Origin of the sequence: Mesorhizobium sp. CA13, from assembly GCF_020165235.1 — a bacterium.
Classification (GTDB): Bacteria; Pseudomonadota; Alphaproteobacteria; order Rhizobiales; family Rhizobiaceae; genus Mesorhizobium.
The window spans coordinates 330513-346885 of record NZ_JAIUHS010000004.1 but is presented as its reverse complement, the minus strand read 5'-3'; the positions used below and the strand labels follow the sequence as shown (position 1 = coordinate 346885).

At 62.5% G+C, this 16373-nt stretch carries 20 protein-coding genes; 16 read left to right on the top strand and 4 right to left on the bottom strand.

Annotated elements, in window-relative coordinates; genetic code table 11:
• Positions 1-214 precede the first annotated feature (214 nt).
• Together LB566_RS13140 and LB566_RS13135 are read left to right on the top strand one after the other, a co-directional pair.
• Positions 215-736, top strand: a complete 522-nt coding sequence (locus LB566_RS13140) for a single-stranded DNA-binding protein (RefSeq protein ID WP_140548241.1) — start codon at positions 215-217, stop codon at positions 734-736.
• Between the two features lie 75 nt (positions 737-811).
• Positions 812-1237: an OsmC family protein gene (locus LB566_RS13135; RefSeq protein WP_140548243.1), complete on the top strand. Its 426-nt coding sequence runs from the start codon at positions 812-814 to the stop codon at positions 1235-1237.
• A 5-nt stretch (positions 1238-1242) separates the two neighbouring features.
• Here the strand turns inward: LB566_RS13135 and LB566_RS13130 are convergent, their stop codons facing one another.
• Entirely contained in the window at positions 1243-1872 is a 630-nt protein-coding gene (locus LB566_RS13130) for a MarC family protein (protein WP_140498833.1), read from the bottom strand.
• Between the two features lie 325 nt (positions 1873-2197).
• Positions 2198-2734, bottom strand: a complete 537-nt coding sequence (locus LB566_RS13125) for a hypothetical protein (RefSeq protein ID WP_224624692.1) — start codon at positions 2732-2734, stop codon at positions 2198-2200.
• Positions 2735-2821: 87 nt separating this feature from the next.
• Here LB566_RS13125 and LB566_RS13120 point away from each other — a divergent pair, with 87 nt between their 5' ends.
• Positions 2822-3652, top strand: a complete 831-nt coding sequence (locus LB566_RS13120) for a helix-turn-helix transcriptional regulator (protein ID WP_224624691.1) — start codon at positions 2822-2824, stop codon at positions 3650-3652.
• A 183-nt stretch (positions 3653-3835) separates the two neighbouring features.
• Positions 3836-6634 carry a DNA gyrase subunit A gene (gene gyrA / locus LB566_RS13115; RefSeq protein WP_224624690.1) on the top strand — a complete coding sequence of 933 codons (2799 nt, stop codon included), beginning with the start codon at positions 3836-3838 and terminating at the stop codon, positions 6632-6634.
• A 68-nt stretch (positions 6635-6702) separates the two neighbouring features.
• On the opposite strand, the gene LB566_RS13110 is transcribed toward gyrA, so the two are convergent.
• Positions 6703-6855, bottom strand: a complete 153-nt coding sequence (locus LB566_RS13110; RefSeq protein ID WP_140548251.1) for a hypothetical protein — start codon at positions 6853-6855, stop codon at positions 6703-6705.
• A 193-nt stretch (positions 6856-7048) separates the two neighbouring features.
• Here LB566_RS13110 and coaD point away from each other — a divergent pair, with 193 nt between their 5' ends.
• The 7 genes from coaD to tgt all read left to right on the top strand — a co-directional run bounded on the left by coaD (position 7049) and on the right by tgt (position 11626).
• The gene (coaD, locus tag LB566_RS13105; protein ID WP_224624689.1) at positions 7049-7549 is read left to right on the top strand and encodes a pantetheine-phosphate adenylyltransferase; all 501 of its coding nucleotides are present in this window, start codon (positions 7049-7051) and stop codon (positions 7547-7549) included.
• A gap of 110 nt (positions 7550-7659) precedes the next feature.
• Complete coding sequence (locus LB566_RS13100) at positions 7660-8154, top strand: peptidylprolyl isomerase (protein WP_224624758.1); 495 nt, start codon at positions 7660-7662, stop codon at positions 8152-8154.
• Between the two features lie 27 nt (positions 8155-8181).
• Positions 8182-8694: a peptidylprolyl isomerase gene (locus LB566_RS13095; protein ID WP_140548255.1), complete on the top strand. Its 513-nt coding sequence runs from the start codon at positions 8182-8184 to the stop codon at positions 8692-8694.
• Between the two features lie 12 nt (positions 8695-8706).
• Positions 8707-9156 (top strand): DMT family transporter, encoded by a 450-nt coding sequence (locus LB566_RS13090; RefSeq protein WP_140515312.1) that lies wholly within the window; start codon positions 8707-8709, stop codon positions 9154-9156.
• Complete coding sequence (queA, locus tag LB566_RS13085; RefSeq protein ID WP_224624688.1) at positions 9156-10244, top strand: tRNA preQ1(34) S-adenosylmethionine ribosyltransferase-isomerase QueA; 1089 nt, start codon at positions 9156-9158, stop codon at positions 10242-10244. Before LB566_RS13090 ends, queA begins: the two co-directional genes overlap by 1 nt.
• Positions 10234-10503: a hypothetical protein gene (locus LB566_RS13080; protein ID WP_224624687.1), complete on the top strand. Its 270-nt coding sequence runs from the start codon at positions 10234-10236 to the stop codon at positions 10501-10503. Before queA ends, LB566_RS13080 begins: the two co-directional genes overlap by 11 nt.
• Positions 10496-11626 (top strand): tRNA guanosine(34) transglycosylase Tgt, encoded by a 1131-nt coding sequence (gene tgt, locus LB566_RS13075; RefSeq protein WP_224624686.1) that lies wholly within the window; start codon positions 10496-10498, stop codon positions 11624-11626. Before LB566_RS13080 ends, tgt begins: the two co-directional genes overlap by 8 nt.
• Before the next feature lie 4 nt (positions 11627-11630).
• Here tgt and LB566_RS13070 read toward each other — a convergent pair whose 3' ends face one another.
• Positions 11631-12050: a DUF4864 domain-containing protein gene (locus tag LB566_RS13070; RefSeq protein WP_224624685.1), complete on the bottom strand. Its 420-nt coding sequence runs from the start codon at positions 12048-12050 to the stop codon at positions 11631-11633.
• A 262-nt stretch (positions 12051-12312) separates the two neighbouring features.
• On the opposite strand from LB566_RS13070, the gene LB566_RS13065 reads away from it, so the two are divergent.
• The 5 genes from LB566_RS13065 (at position 12313) to LB566_RS13045 (ending at position 16372) form a co-directional block, all read left to right on the top strand.
• Entirely contained in the window at positions 12313-12549 is a 237-nt protein-coding gene (locus LB566_RS13065) for an Lrp/AsnC family transcriptional regulator (protein ID WP_010909609.1), read from the top strand.
• Between the two features lie 170 nt (positions 12550-12719).
• A complete protein-coding gene (locus tag LB566_RS13060) occupies positions 12720-14132 on the top strand; it encodes a circularly permuted type 2 ATP-grasp protein (protein WP_224624684.1) in 1413 nt (470 codons plus the stop codon).
• A 43-nt stretch (positions 14133-14175) separates the two neighbouring features.
• The gene (locus tag LB566_RS13055) at positions 14176-14568 is read left to right on the top strand and encodes a four helix bundle protein (RefSeq protein WP_318012843.1); all 393 of its coding nucleotides are present in this window, start codon (positions 14176-14178) and stop codon (positions 14566-14568) included.
• Between the two features lie 60 nt (positions 14569-14628).
• Positions 14629-15570: an alpha-E domain-containing protein gene (locus LB566_RS13050; RefSeq protein ID WP_224624683.1), complete on the top strand. Its 942-nt coding sequence runs from the start codon at positions 14629-14631 to the stop codon at positions 15568-15570.
• Between the two features lie 7 nt (positions 15571-15577).
• Complete coding sequence (locus LB566_RS13045; protein WP_224624682.1) at positions 15578-16372, top strand: transglutaminase domain-containing protein; 795 nt, start codon at positions 15578-15580, stop codon at positions 16370-16372.
• Position 16373 lies beyond the last annotated feature (1 nt).

Here is a 16373-nt window from a genome sequence, read left to right as displayed (position 1 = left end):
TATCGGTTTGGCAAGCGGTCTTTTGCGGCCCATATGAGAGGGAGCGGGCTGCTGCGGCATTGCTGCCAATCCTTGACAATGAGCGGCGATGCATATAGGAACGAAAAGAGAACAAAAACCTTGTGGGAAAAGGCAGCCACAGCAGGCAAGGGGTGTGCGCAAGCTGTAAGGTGCTGCGACAAAAATTTGTTTCGGACGAGCGCGGAGAAGTATCATGGCGGGTAGCGTCAATAAGGTCATTCTGGTCGGCAATCTCGGAGCGGACCCGGAGATCCGCCGCCTGAATTCGGGCGAGCCGGTCGTCAACATCCGCATCGCAACGTCGGAAAGCTGGCGCGACAAGAATTCCGGCGAGCGCAAGGAAAAAACCGAGTGGCACAATGTCGTCATCTTCAATGAAGGCATCGCCAAGGTTGCCGAGCAGTACCTGAAAAAGGGCATGAAGGTGTATGTCGAGGGCCAGTTGCAGACCCGCAAATGGCAGGACCAGACCGGTGCCGACAAATACACGACGGAAGTCGTGCTGCAGAGATTCCGCGGCGAGCTGCAGATGCTCGACGCGCGCGGCCAGGGCGAGGGCGGCCAGGTCGGCGGTTATTCCGGCGGCGGCAGCAGCCGCGGTTCCGACTTCGGCCAGTCCGGTCCGAACGAAGGTTTTAGCCGCGGCGGCGGTGGTCCCAAGGGCGGTGGCGGCGGCGGTTCTTCGCGCGAGCTGGACGACGAAATCCCGTTCTGAGAGACAGATAAATCATAGCATGACCGGCACGCGGCGAGCGCGCCGGCCGATGGATTCCAGCGAGAGACACATTCAGTGAAAGCACGGGTAAAGTGGGTCGAGGAGCGCACCTTCGTCGGCGAGTCCGGCACGGGTCACAAGGTCGTGCTGGGGACCGCGTTCGGCCCTGAAGGGAGAACGCCGGGTCCGAGCCCGATGGAGCTGGTGCTGATCGGCACCGGCGGCTGCTCGGCCTATGATGTCGTCCATATTCTCGAAAAAGGGCGCGAGGCGGTCGAGGATTGCGTGGTCGAGCTCGATTCCGACCGGGCCGAAACCGACCCGAAGGTGTTCACCCGCATCCACATGCATTTCATCGTCAAAGGCAGGGCGTTGTCGCACGACAAGGTGAAGCGGGCGATCGATCTCTCGATCGAAAAATACTGTTCGGCCTCGGCCATGATGGCCAAGACGGCGACGATTACCCACGACTTTGAAGTCATCGATACGACCGCAAAATAAACGGCCTACGAGGCCATCAGGGCCTTGATGCCGTCGGCCACGAACTGCACGGCAAGGGCGGCCAGGATGACGCCGAGCAGGCGGGTCAGGATCGAACGGCCGGTCTGACCGAGGATGCGGTCTATGCGCTCCGACAGCACGAACACCAGATAGGTGATGGCGAGGCAGACGAAGATGATGCCGACCAGTGCCGCCTGGGCGCCAAAACCCTGAAACGAGCCGGAGAGCAGCACAGTCGCCGAAATCGCGCCGGGGCCGGCGATCAGCGGGATCGCCAGCGGGAAGGCGGCGATGTTGTGGATCATGTCCTTGGTGATGGCGACGTCGCCGATCTTCTCCTTGCGGTCCTGCCGGCGCTCGAACACCATTTCGAAAGCAATGAAGAACAAGAGGAAGCCGCCGGCGACGCGGAAGGCCGGCAGCGTGATGCCGAACACCGACAGGATCGAAGCGCCGGCAACCGCGAACAGCGCCATCACCAGGAAGCCGATGACCGAGGCGCGGACCGAGACCTGCTGGCGCTCCTCGCGGTTCATGCCGCGTGTTATCGCCAGAAACAGCGGCGCCAGCCCCGGCGGGTCGATGGTCACCAGAATGGTGACGAAGGCGTTGAACAGGCTGTCGAAACTCGGCATCTCTCACCCTCCCGCCGGGCCGAGCCCGCAGCATTGCATTGGTAGAGCAAAGCTCAGTCGGTGGGAACTGCAAGGACAGCGAATGACTGGAAGTTCAACCTTTTATACTGGCGGGCAGCGCCCCCCTCTGTCCTGCCGGACATCTCCCCCACAAGGGGGGAGATCGGCTGCAATCGCCGCTTTCGCCTATCTCAAACGTTGCAGGAAGGGTGCCGTCGCTTAAGCTGCCAATCTCCCTCTCGTGGGGGAGATGGCCGGCAGGCCAGAGGGGGGTGCGAAGGATCGCTGCGGCTCTCATTTCGTATCGCTGCGGCGTTCAAGATGATCAATTTCCACCCATGCGCCGCGCCAGAAACTCCACTTCGAGCCGCCATGTCGCGCCATTATCGTGCGAGCGCTCGCCGAGCCAGCGGAAGGAATTTTCCGTGATCCGCGAAAAGCTCCAGCGTACGGAGGAACCGGTGCCGTCGGCGCCCACTTGGACAATCGTGTCGCCTTCGGCGCGGCCGAGCTGGCGGCTGTAATACTGATTGCGGGGATCGCTCCAGAAGATGTGCCAGGCGTTTGCGCCGGGATCGTAGACGCGCAAGGTCGTGCCATAAAACGTCCATTTGCCGAGGGAAGGCGAAGGGCCGGCGTCGCGTGCGGGCAGGATCCAGACGTCCTGGATCGCGCGGCCTTCCAGTACCCAGCCGAAATGCACCTCGCCGCGCCCGGTCAACACCGTCCCGTCCTCGAGATGACGGCTGGCATCGAAAGCCCAGGCGCCGACAAAGCGGCCGTAGAGATCCAGGTTCTCGGCAAGGCCGGGGGCGGGCCCGTCGCAATGAAGGGCTTCGGTAAAAGTGGGCTGGTTGGTCATGGCTGGTGCCTTCATGCTGTCAGGAGACTGCGAGCGATAGGCCGGGGCGGGGTTCTGCGCTTGGGAAAAATTGCTATCTTTCGGGCCATGACGACGAGCGACAGGGTCATTGCCTCGGGACCAGGCTGGCAGGTGTCGGACGTGGTGTGCACGGCAGGCGCCGGCGACCGGCCGTTCGAGGAAGAGCACCGGACGTTCTGCATCGCCGCGGTGACCAGCGGCACCTTCCGCTACCGGGCCAGCCAGGGCACCGCGATGCTCGCGCCAGGCGCGGTGCTGCTGGGCAATCCCGGCACATGCTACGAATGCGGCCACGAGCACGGCGCCGGCGACCGCTGCCTCTCCTTCCATTTCAGTCCAGCCTATATGGAACGGATCGTTGAAGGCGTGCCGGGCGCCAGGATGCTGGCCTTCGAGACGCCGCGCCTGCCGCCCCTGCCGGCGCTGATGCCGCTGCTGGCCGAAGCGGAGGCCGCACGCGATGTGGGCGAAACCGCCGCCTTCGAGGAACTTGGCTTGCGCATTGCCGGGGCGGTGGTCGCCGCGAGCTCAGGGCCCACCAAGGTGGCGCGGACACCCAGCCTCTGCGACCAGAAACGGGTCGCAGAGGCGGTTCGGCGTATCGAGATCGATGCCGACCGGCCACTTTCGCTGGCCATGCTGGCCCGGGAGACGGCGACCAGTCCCTATCATTTCCTGCGCACATTCCGGCAGGTTGCCGGCATGACGCCTTACCGGTTTCTGCTGAGGACCAGGCTGCACCGGGCGGCGGTGCGGCTTTGCGCTTCGGACGAGGCGATCTCGACCGTCGCCTTCGAGGCCGGCTTCGGGGATCTGTCGACCTTCAATCGCCGCTTCCGGCGCGAAATGGGGGAGACACCCGGTGGCTATCGCGCCCGCCGCGCGGGCCGCCGCTGACACGAGATGGCGGGCCTCTGCGTCGACGGCTCCGAAAAGCATCTCGGCCATATCGTCGCAATCACCGGTATCCTTTTGAAATCACCGCCAAAACCGACACTGGAAAAGTGCCGGCGACATTGGAGTTTCGGCCGCGCTTCCTATATATACGGCAAGTGATTCCTGTTTAGATTGTGATCCGATTTGACCGACCAAAAAACACCGCGCGGCGCCGACGGCGGCCCCACCGGCATCGAGCCGATTTCGATTATCGAGGAGATGCAGCGCTCCTATCTCGATTACGCCATGAGCGTGATCGTCAGCCGCGCGCTGCCCGACGTGCGCGACGGCCTGAAGCCGGTGCATCGCCGCATTCTCTTCGCCGCACATGAGAGCGGCTATCACTGGAACCGCAAGTATGTGAAGTCGGCGCGCCCGGTTGCCGATGTGATGGGTAAATACCATCCGCATGGCGACGCCTCTATCTATGACGCCTTGGTGCGCATGGCGCAGGACTGGTCACTGCGCGTGCCGCTCATCGACGGGCAAGGCAATTTCGGCTCGATCGACGGCGATCCGCCGGCGGCCATGCGCTACACCGAGTCGCGGCTGACCAAGGTCGCGCATGAACTGCTGGAGGATATCGACAAGGATACGGTCGATTTCCAGGACACTTACGATGCTTCCGGCAGCGAGCCGAAGGTTCTGCCGGCGCGCTTTCCCAATCTGCTGGTCAATGGCTCGGGCGGCATCGCCGTCGGCATGGCCACCAACATCCCGCCGCACAATCTGGGCGAAGTCTGCAACGCCGCGATCGCCATCATCGACAATCCGGCCATCGACCTGCCGGCGTTGATGGAAATCATCCCGGGGCCGGATTTCCCGACCGGCGGCATCGTGCTCGGCCGCTCCGGCATCTACAGCGCCTATTCGACCGGCCGCGGCTCCATCGTCATGCGCGGCAAGGTCAACATCGAGGCGCGCGGCAATGACCGCGAATCGATCATCATCACCGAGGTTCCCTATCAGGTGAACAAGTCGTCGATGATCGAGAAGATGGCCGAACTGGTGCGCGACAAGCGTATCGAAGGCATTTCCGACATTCGCGACGAGAGCGACCGCCAGGGCTATCGGGTCGTCGTCGAGCTGAAGCGCGACGCCGTGGCCGACGTCATCCTTAACCAGCTCTATCGCTTCACACCGCTGCAAACCTCTTTCGGCGCCAACATGGTGGCGCTGAATGGCGGCAAGCCCGAACTGCTGACGCTGACCGACATGCTGAGGGCATTCGTGTCCTTCCGCGAGGAGGTGGTCACCCGGCGCACGAAGTTCCTGCTGCGCAAGGCGCGCGACCGGGCCCATGTACTGGTCGGCCTCGCAATCGCCGTCGCCAACATCGATGAAGTGATAAAGCTGATCCGTACCGCGCCGGACCCGCAGACGGCGCGCGAGCAGTTGATGGAGCGGCGCTGGCCGTCCGGCGACGTCGAATCGCTGATCCTCCTGATCGACGACCCGCGCCACCGCATCAACGAGGACGGCACCTACAATCTGTCCGAGGAACAGGCGCGCGCGATTCTTGAATTGCGCTTGCAGCGCCTGACCGCTCTCGGCCGCGACGAAATCGCCGACGAGTTGAACACGATCGGCGCCGAGATCGTCGATTATCTCGACATCCTGTCGTCCCGCGCCCGCGTCCAGCAGATCGTCAAGGACGAGCTCGCGGCCGTGCGCGACGAATTCGGCACGCCGCGCCGCACCGAGCTCAGCGAGGGCGGCGCGGATATGGAAGACGAGGACCTGATCCAGCGCGAAGACATGGTCGTGACGGTGAGCCACTCCGGCTACATCAAGCGCGTGCCGCTGTCTCTCTACCGGGCGCAACGCCGCGGCGGCAAAGGTCGCTCGGGCATGTCGACCAAGGAAGAGGATTTCGTCACCCGCCTGTTCGTGGCCAACACGCACACGCCGGTGCTGTTCTTCTCCTCGCGCGGCATCGTCTACAAGGAGAAGGTCTGGCGCCTGCCGATCGGCAATCCGCAGTCGCGCGGCAAGGCGCTGATCAACATGCTGCCGCTGGAGCAGGGCGAGCGCATCACCACAATCATGCCGCTGCCGGAGGACGAGACGAGCTGGGGCGAGCTCGACGTGATGTTCGCCACCACGCGCGGCACGGTGCGCCGCAACAAGCTCTCAGACTTCGTCCAGGTCAACCGCAACGGCAAGATCGCCATGAAGCTGGAGGAGGAGGGCGACGAGATCCTCGGCGTCGAGACCTGCACCGACAATGACGACGTGCTCCTGACCGCCAGCTCCGGCCAGTGCATCCGCTTCCGGGTCAGTGACGTGCGCGTCTTCCAGAGCCGCAATTCGGTCGGCGTGCGTGGCATCGCCATGTCCGATACCGACCGGGTGATCTCGATGGCGGTGATCGAACATGTCGAGGCATCGCCCGGCGAGCGCGCATCCTATCTCAAGCGTTCGGCCGCCGAACGGCGTCTCGCGGCGGGCATCGCGGCTGGCGAAGAGGAAGAGATCACGCTGACCAATGAAGAGGTTGGCGAAGAAGCTGAACTTCCAGATCTCCGCTATGAAGAGTTGAAAGGGCATGAGCAGTTCGTGCTGACGGTCACCGAATTCGGTTACGGTAAGCGCTCGTCGTCCTACGATTTCCGTCTGACAGGACGCGGCGGCAAGGGCATCCGCGCCACCGATGTGTCGAAGGTGGCCGAGATCGGCAGGCTGGTGGCGACTTTCCCGGTCGGCAATGACGACCAGATCATGCTGGTGTCGGATGGCGGTACCGTCATCCGGGTGCCGGTCAACGGCATCCGCTTCGCCAGCCGCGCCACCAAGGGCGTGACCATCTTCAACACGGCGGAAGGCGAGAAGGTGGTTTCGGTCGAGCGGATTTCCGAGCCGCAATCGGACGAGGAAGAAATCGTCGAGGTTGGTGTCGAGATCGATCCGACGGCGGACGCCGGCCCGGAAGACGCGCAATAGGTCTGGCTTGGCCCAGACATGGCAACGCCGGCCAATCGGCCGGCGCGTCGCAACAACTTCGGGTAAATTCAGTAGTGACGGTACGGCTTGCGGGGGCCGAACCCTTCGAAGCGTTTGGCGTTGGTCTTGATACGGACGCGCTGGGCCTCCTGATGCAGCCCAAATACGGTGGCGATCAGCATGGCGACGGTCATTGCGGTGGCGAGCATGTAGATCAGCATTTGCGTGTTCTCCTGCGCCTTACAACGGTTAAATGGGACTTTGGTTTCATCTTCTTAAAGGGGCAAGGTAGTGAACGCTGCGTGAAGCGTTCGTGATCGGCGCATTCATCTGTCGTTCATCCCGGCAAAAGGTTCACGGGGATCGCATCAATGAGATTTGCCTTCCGTCCGCGCGCCCGTTAGAAGCACCGGCATGACCGAGCGCATTGCCCTTTATGCCGGCTCCTTTGACCCGTTGACCAACGGCCATCTCGACGTGCTGAAGGCGTCGCTGGCCGTGGCCGACATCGTCTATGCGGCGATCGGTATCCATCCCGGCAAGAAGCCGCTGTTTTCCTTCGAGGAACGGGTCGAACTGATCGAGGCCGCGACCAGGGCCGAATTCGGCCGCGACGGCACGCGCATCAAGGTGGTCGCCTTCGACGGGCTGGTCATCGATGCGGCCAGGAAACAGGGCGCCTCGATCATGATCCGCGGCCTGCGCGACGGCACCGATCTCGATTATGAGATGCAGATGGCCGGCATGAACGAAACCATGGCGCCTGAGCTGCAGACGGTTTTTCTGCCCGCCAGCCCCTCGGTGCGCACCATTACCGCCACACTTGTCCGCCAGATTGCCTCGATGGGCGGCGACATCCGCCCCTTCGTGCCGGCCGCCGTTGCCGGTGCGCTCACCGCTAAATTCGCAAAATAGGTTTCTCGGAGAAGACCATGCAGCTGAAAAAGCTCGCCTCGTTCCTCATCGTGCTTGCCGGTCTTGTGACCGCATCGGTCTCGGCCTATGCCGCCGACCCGGAAAACACCATGATCATAACGTTGAAGGACGGCGACGTGACCATCGCGCTGCGTCCCGATCTCGCGCCCAAGCATGTCGCGCAGATCAAGAAGCTGGTGCGTGAGCATGCCTATGACAACGTCGCCTTCCACCGGGTTATCGACGGCTTCATGGCGCAGACCGGCGACGTCAAATTCGGCAACATGAACAAGGGCTTCAACGCCCAGGCCGTCGGCACCGGCGGCTCCGACCTGCCGGACCTGCCGGCCGAATTCTCGCAGACCGAGCATTACAAGCGCGGCGTGGTCGGCATGGCCCGCTCGCAGGATCCGAACTCCGCAAACTCGCAGTTCTTCATCATGTTCGCGCCGGCGCCGCCGCTCGACGGGCAGTACACCATCGTCGGCAATGTCGTCAGCGGCATGGAACTGGTGGATCATATCAAGAAGGGCGACGAGGCCGACAACGGCACCGTCACCGATCCCGACCGGATGATCAAGGTGCGCATCGCCGGCGACAAATAGTTCTGTTTTTTGAAAAGGATATCAGACATGGCCGACATCAAGGATCGCGAAAACGCGCTCATCATGGAAACGACCAAGGGCGAGGTCGTCATCGAACTGTTTCCCGACCTGGCGCCCGGCCATGTCGCCCGTATCAAGGAACTGGCACGCGAAGGCGCCTATGACGGCGTGGTTTTCCACCGCGTCATCGAGGGCTTCATGGCGCAGACCGGCGACGTCAAGTTCGGCAATTCGAGCAAGCCCTCTTTCGCGCCTTCTCGCGCTGGCATGGGCGGTTCCGACAAGCCGGATCTCAAGGCCGAATTCTCCAATGCCAACCACGGCCGCGGCACCTGCTCGATGGCGCGCTCGCAGAATCCGAACTCGGCCAATTCGCAGTTCTTCATCTGCTTCGACGATGCAGCCTTCCTCAATCGCCAGTACACGGTCTGGGGCCAGGTCATCGAAGGCATGGACAATGTCGACAAGATCAAGCGCGGCGAGCCGGTGCAGGATCCCGACAAGATCGTGTCGTTGAAGGTCGCGGCCGACGTCAAGTAAGGCGACGGGACAATGATGGGCGTCGTCTGGTCGCTTCTCGGCATCCTGTCCGGCGCCTTCATAGCCATTCAGGCGCCGATCAATTCGCAGTTGGCGCGCGGCCTGGGGCTCCCGGTCGCGGCGGCTGCGTTTTCGTTCCTGTCGGGCGCCATCGTGCTCGGCATCATTGCCGTCGCGGTGGTGAGACTGCAAGGCATCTCGCTCGACTGGAAGGCGCCCGCGCCCTGGCTGTTCATCGCCGGCGGCATGCTGGGCGGCTTCTACGTCACGCTATCCACCATCCTGACGCCACGCATCGGCGCCGCCGCCCTGATGGCGTTCCTGGTGGCAGGCCAGTTGCTGGCGGGCATGCTGATCGACCGCGTCGGGTTCCTCGGCGTCGCGGTTCGCGAAATCTCGCTCGGCCGCGTGGCCGGCGCGGTGCTGCTTCTGGCCGGGGCGCTGCTTATCAGGCTCTTCTGATGCGTGTCGATCTGTTCGATTTCGACCTCTCGGAAGAGCGTATCGCGCTTCGCCCGGCAGAGCCGCGAGACAGCGCCAGGATGCTGGTGGTCAGGCCGGGCGAGGGGGTTTCGGACCGGACGGTCAGCGACCTGCCTTCCCTGCTCCAGGCCGGCGACGTGCTGGTCTTCAACGACACCAAGGTCATTCCGGCGCAGCTCAAGGGCATCAGGCGGCGCGGCGAGGCGGCGGCGCAGGTCGAAGCCACATTGCACATGCGGGTGGCGCCGGACCGCTGGCTGGCCTTCATGCGGCCGGGCAAGCGCGTTGCCGTCGGCGACCGCATCCATTTCGGCCATGACGGCAATTCCTGTTTCCTCGGCCAGCTTGACGCCACGGTGATCGAAAAGGGCGAGGCGGGCGAGGCGCTGCTCGGTTTCGACCTGTCGGGCCCTTTCCTCGACGAGGCGCTGCATGCGGTCGGCCACATCCCGCTGCCGCCCTATATCGCCTCGAAGCGCGACGACGACGAGCGCGACCGGGCCGACTACCAGACCATCTATGCCCGGGAGGAAGGCGCCGTCGCAGCGCCGACGGCCGGCCTGCATTTCACGCCCGAGCTGTTTGCCGCGCTCGACGCCAAGGGGATCGAACGCCGCTTCGTCACCTTGCATGTCGGCGCCGGCACGTTCCTGCCGGTGAAGGCGGACGACACCGCCGACCATAAGATGCATGCGGAGGTCGGCTCGGTCAGCGAGGCAACAGCCGACGCGTTGAATGCGGCGAAGGCGAGGGGCGGGCGCGTCATTGCCGTCGGTACGACCTCGCTGCGCCTGCTGGAAAGCGCCGCGCGAGAGGATGGCGTGCTGGCTGGATGGTCCGGGCCGACCGATATCTTCATCACGCCCGGCTACCGTTTTCGCACCGCAGACATGCTGATGACCAATTTCCATCTGCCGCGTTCGACGCTGTTCATGCTGGTTTCGGCCTTCAGCGGCCTCGAGACGATGCGCGCCGCCTATGCGCATGCCATTGGGCACGATTACAGATTCTACTCCTACGGAGATGCAAGCCTGCTTTATCGAGCGGAGATGAGCGATGGACGATGACCTCGACAGGCTGGACCGCGACAGTTTGATCGCCGAAGTCAAAAAATTGCGCGCCGGCATTCGCCAGCATCGCGATGCATCGGGGCACGATCTTTGCTGGCATCATCCCGATTTGTGGGAGCTGCTGCCCGAGAAGATCGATCCGGCAATCGCCGTGCCGCCCTGGCCAAAATTCATGCGCGGCTGCATCCACTATCGCCAGTCGCTGGACGAACAGGCTCCGGGCGCACCGGTACACGACAAGGAATTCAATGGCTGAGACGTTCACCTTCAAGGTGCTGGCGACCGAAGGCAAGGCGCGGCGCGGCCTGATCAGCATGCCGCGCGGCGAAATCCGGACGCCTGCCTTCATGCCGGTCGGCACCGGCGGCACGGTCAAGACGATGTACATGGATCAGGTGCGCGGCGTCGGCGCCGATATCATCCTGGGCAATACCTATCATCTGATGCTGCGGCCCGGCGCCGAACGCGTGGCGCGGCTCGGCGGCCTGCACGAGTTCGCCCGCTGGCCGCATCCGATCCTGACCGACAGCGGCGGCTTCCAGGTGATGTCGCTGTCGAAGCTTCGGAAATTAACCGAGAAGGGCGTCACCTTCCGCTCGCATATCGATGGCGCTGCATACGAAATGTCGCCGGAACGTTCGATAGAGATCCAGGGCCTGCTCGATTCAGACATCCAGATGCAGCTCGACGAGTGCACCGCTTTACCCGCGGAGGGCAAGGAAATCGAGCGCGCCATGGAATTGTCGCTGCGCTGGGCCGAGCGCTGCAAGACGGCGTTCGGCGACCAGCCCGGCAAGGCGATGTTCGGCATCGTACAAGGCGGCGATAACGCGGCTTTGCGCGTGCGTTCTGCGCAAGCGCTGAGCGCGATGGATCTGAAAGGCTATGCGGTTGGCGGCCTTGCCGTCGGTGAACCGCAGGCGGTCATGCTCGACATGCTCGACATCACCTGCCCGGAACTGCCTGATGACAAACCCCGCTATCTCATGGGCGTCGGCACGCCGGACGACATCTTGAAATCGGTGGCGCGCGGCATCGACATGTTCGACTGCGTAATGCCGACGCGGGCCGGCCGGCATGGGCTTGCCTATACAAGGCGCGGCAAGGTCAATCTGCGCAACGCCCGCCATGCCGACGATCCGCGCCCCCTCGACGAGGAAAGCGACTGCCCGGCGGCACGCGATTATTCCCGCGCCTACCTGCACCATCTCGTGCGCTCGCAAGAGGCGCTCGGTGCGATGCTTCTGACCTGGAACAATCTGTCCTATTATCAGAAGCTGATGCAGGACATACGCGCCGCGATAGAGACCGGCACTTTCGAGGCACGCGCTGCCGAAATTGCCCAGGGCTGGGCGAGGGGCGATATCCCGGCGCTGTGACGGTTCAGGTGCTCAGCGAATTCGACGCGCGCAGGCTGCAGCCGGTGATTTGGAACGTGCCGTCGGGCTGTCGCTCCAACGTGTAGACAGCTTCGTAGTCCTTGCCGTCAGGGCCGACGATCAGCACCTGCTGGATGATCGAGGTCGGACCCGTCTCCTCGACCTTGCCGAACGAATAGCTCCGTGGGTTGCGCACCGGCGCGTAGCCGTTGGTCACCATGTTCATGAAGGTGTCGACGGTCGGGAAGATCCGCTTCACGTTTGGTGAGGCGAAGCTGTAGGCGGTGGCGCCGTCGTCGGCGAGGAACGCTTTCAGCTGGCCGTCAATGGCCGCTTGCGCCGCCTTGACCTCAGCCTCGCCGGCAAACACCGACGATGGCAGGAAGAGAGGAACGAATGCGAATGCGAAAAACGTGCGGCGCATAGCTGTTTCCGTTGTCTTTCGAGAACTTGCCTTCGAAAAAATCCTGCCGTGCAGGCATCCTAACATACGTTTGGTGGCGCTTCAGGGTTTCACCGGCGGCGAATATTCAGTGTTGTCCCGCGAGGAAGTCCAGGCAGCCTTGGCGGAATTGCGGGAGCGTGGCCAACGCCCCGAACTGGCTAAGTACCGTTCCAGCGCTTGAAAGCCCGCCTCCAGTCTGCCAGAAGGGCCGCTTGGATTGGACGTTTAGCAGGGCGAAGCCATGAAGGCGTTTTTCGTGCAGATCAAATGCGAGCTTGGCAAGTCGTATGAGGTTGCCAGCGCGCTCGCCGATGCCGAGATCGCCTCGGAAATCTACTCCACTGCCGGCAATTACGACCTGCTCGCCAAGTTCTATGTCGACGACGAGGAGGATGTCGGCCACTTCGTCAACGAGAAGGTGCAGATTCTCCCCGGCATCAAGGACACGTTCACCGTCGTCACCTTTCGCGCCTTCTAGCGTCGGGCGCATTTGCCCGAGCATGAGGCAAAGCCTGACCAAGCCCGTATTTCAGCTGCCTCAATTTTAGGCAGGGGCGACATACTGATCGCCCGCATTCCTCAAATCACCGATTGCGCTTGATTTTCTCCGGCGGCGCCAGTGAAATGGCGTCACAGGGGAGTATGCGATTGGCAGCGTTCGATGAAATGCTTCCGGAGGTCTCCGGACTTAGAAGACCGTATTCGGCTTACGATCGCTGGCTGAAAGAGCAGGACCCGGCCAGGCTTACCGAGAAAATGCAGGACGCCGAACGCGTCTTCCGCAAAACCGGCATCACCTTCGCCGTCTATGGCGAGCAGGAAGCGTCCGAGCGACTTATCCCCTTCGACATCGTTCCGCGCATCATTTCTGGCAATGAGTGGCGCCGCCTCACGCAAGGCATCGAGCAGCGCGTGCAGGCGCTGAACGCCTTTCTCGACGATATCTATCACCGCCAGGAAATCCTGCGGGCCGGACGCGTTCCCCGCGACCTGGTCGCCAGGAACGAAGCCTTCCTGCCCGAGATGATCGGGGTCAGGCCGCCCGCGGGCGTCTACACCCACATCATCGGCGTCGACATCGTGCGCATCAGCGAAAACGAGTTCTACGTGCTGGAGGACAATGCGCGCACCCCGTCGGGCGTTTCCTACATGCTGGAAAACCGCGAGACGATGATGCAGCTCTTCCCCGAGCTGTTCCAACAGATCAAGGTGCGGCCGGTGGAGAACTATCCGCAGCTTTTGCGCCAGTCGCTGGCGGCGGTGCGGCCGCAGAACGCCAAGGGTACGCCGACCATCGCCGTGCTGACGCCCGGCAGCTACAACTCCGCCTATTTCGAACATGCCTTCCTGGCCGATCAGATGGGGGTGCAACTGGTCGAGGGACAGGATCTGCGCGTGGTCGATGGCCATGTCGCGATGCGCACGACCGAAGGCTACAAGCAGATCGACGTGCTCTATCGCCGGGTGGACGATGCCTTCCTCGATCCGCTGACCTTTCGGCCGGACTCCGCGCTTGGCGTGCCGGGCATCATGGATGTCTACCGCGCCGGCAACATCACGATCGCCAATGCGCCGGGGACCGGCATCGCCGACGACAAGGCGATCTATTCCTACATGCCCGAGATCGTCGAATTCTACACCGGCCGCAAGGCGATCCTCGGCAATATCCCGACCTGGCGCTGTTCCGAGCCGGACAGCCTGAAATACGTGCTCGAACATATTGATGAGCTGGTGATCAAGGAAGTGCATGGCTCCGGCGGGTACGGCATGCTGGTCGGACCGGCGGCGACTAAGAAGGAATGCCAGGATTTTGCCAAGAAGCTGCAGGCCAAGCCGTCCAATTACATCGCCCAACCGACGCTGGCGCTCTCGACCTGTCCGATCCTGACCGAAAAGGGCCTGTCCCCGCGCCATGTCGATCTGAGGCCCTATGTGCTGGTCTCCGACCGCATCCAGATCGTGCCGGGCGGGCTGACGCGCGTCGCGCTCAAGGAGGGCTCGCTGGTGGTCAATTCCTCGCAAGGCGGCGGCACGAAGGATACCTGGGTGCTGGATGATTGAAAGAGCGAATAGCGAGTAGGGAGTAGGGAGTAGGGAGTAGGGAGTGGGGAGTGGGGAAAGAGGGGATACGACAACGATTAATTCCTACAGGGACCTTATTGTTTGGAAGGCGGCCCTAGCGTTGGCAGTGAATTGCTACGCGGCCACGAAAGGCTTTCCGAACAGCGAAGTATACGGAATGACCTCTCAGATACGACGCTCGGCGGCTTCCATCGCAGCGAACGTCGCTGAAGGTCATGGACGAGAAAGTACAGGAGCCTTCATTCAGTTTCTTCGCGTGGCACAGGGCTCCTTAAAGGAGTTGGAGACACATATCATCCTGTGTGGGGAGGTAGGATTGATGATCGAAGCGGAGGCCGCCAACTTGCTTGGCCAGACTGACGAAATTGGGAAGATGCTGCGTTCGATGATCAGGAGCCTGCAACAGAAATCATGAAAATTTCTTTGCGCTATTCGCTACTCGCTATTCGCTATTCGCTCATCGGGGCACGTTGACATGCTTCTCGGCCGCACCGCCAACGGGCTCTACTGGATGAACCGCTATATCGAGCGTTCGGAAAACATGGCACGTCTGGTCGATGCCGGTTTGCGCATGGCGCTGACGCGCACCCAGAGCGCGTCGGAAGAGTGGAATTCGGTGCTGCTCAGCGCCGGCTCCGACGTCGCCTACACGCAGAAATACCAGGACTATACGGCGGCCGATGTAGCCGACTTCCTGTTGCGCGATACGTCGAACCCGTCGAGTACGATGTCGTCGATCGAGACGGCACGCAACAATGCCCGCATGGTGCGCACCGCGCTGACGCGCGAGACCTGGGAAAGCATCAACGAGGCCTGGATGGCGCTGAAGCGCATGCTGGCAAGGCCGATCGACGAGCGTGACCTGCCAAGCGTGCTCGATGCGATCAAGCGCGAAACGGCGCTGATCCGCGGCTCGTTCTACGGCACCATGCTGCGCAACGAGATCTTCGATTTCTCGCAGCTCGGCACCTATGTCGAGCGCGCCGACAACACGGCGCGCATCCTCGACGTGAAGTACTACGTGCTCTTGCCGTCGATTTCCTGGGTCGGCTCGACGCTCGACAATTACCAGTGGGAATCGATCCTGCGCTCGGTATCGGCGCATCGCTCCTATCGCTGGGTCTACGATGCCGACTACAAGCCGACCAACATCGCCGACTACCTGATTCTCAATGTGCGCATGCCGCGATCGCTGACCTTCTGCTATCGCTTCCTGGCCGAGCACCTGAAGTTCCTCGGCGACGACTATGGCGAGCGCCATGCCTGCCATGCGACGGCGGAAAAAACCCAGGCCATGCTGCGGGCAGGCTCGATCAAGGATATTTTCGACGCCGGTTTGCATGAATTCCTTGCCGGCTTCATTCGCGACAACACCAGGCTCGGCGACGAGATCGCGCAGGACTACAGGTTCTATTGAGGAGGCCATGCGGCTCAAGATCACCCATCGGACCGAATACCGTTACGATGCACCGGTGCATTACCTGCTGCAGCGGCTACGGCTGCTTCCGGTGAGCGGGCGGACGCAGACGGTGCTGTCCTGGGCCCTGAAGGTGGACGGCGCGCGCGAGGAAGTGCGATTTACCGACCATTACGGCAATGACACCCGATTGTTGAGCGTCGAGGGTGACCATGATTTCATTACGGTCGAGGCATCGGGCGAGGTGGTGACGCGCGATACATCGGGCGTTTGCGGGCCGCATCAGGGCTTCGCGCCGCTCTGGCTGTTCGCACAGGAGACGCCTTTGACCATGATCGGCGATGGCATTCGCGCACTCGCCGAGACAGTCGGCAAAGGCACCGACATCGAAAGACTGCACCGTCTGATGGCGATCATCTCCGAGCGGGTCGCCTACACGCCGGGCGCCACCAATGCGTCGACACCGGCGGAGGAGGCACTGGGGCTAAAAACCGGAGTTTGCCAGGACCATAGCCACATCTTTGCAGCCACCGCGCGCGCCATGGGTTTTCCGGCCCGCTATGTCAGCGGCTATCTGATGATGGACGCCGCCGTAGAGCAGGCAGCAAGCCACGCCTGGGCCGAAGCGCATGTCCAGGGCCTCGGCTGGGTTGCTTTCGACGCCTCCAACGGTATTTCTCCCGATGAACGCTATGTGAAGGTAGCCATCGGCCGCGACTATCGCGACGCCTCGCCGGTTTCGGGAATTCGGCTTGGGCAGGCGGAAGAACAGCTTGCGGTCACGGTCACGGTAGAGCAGTAAT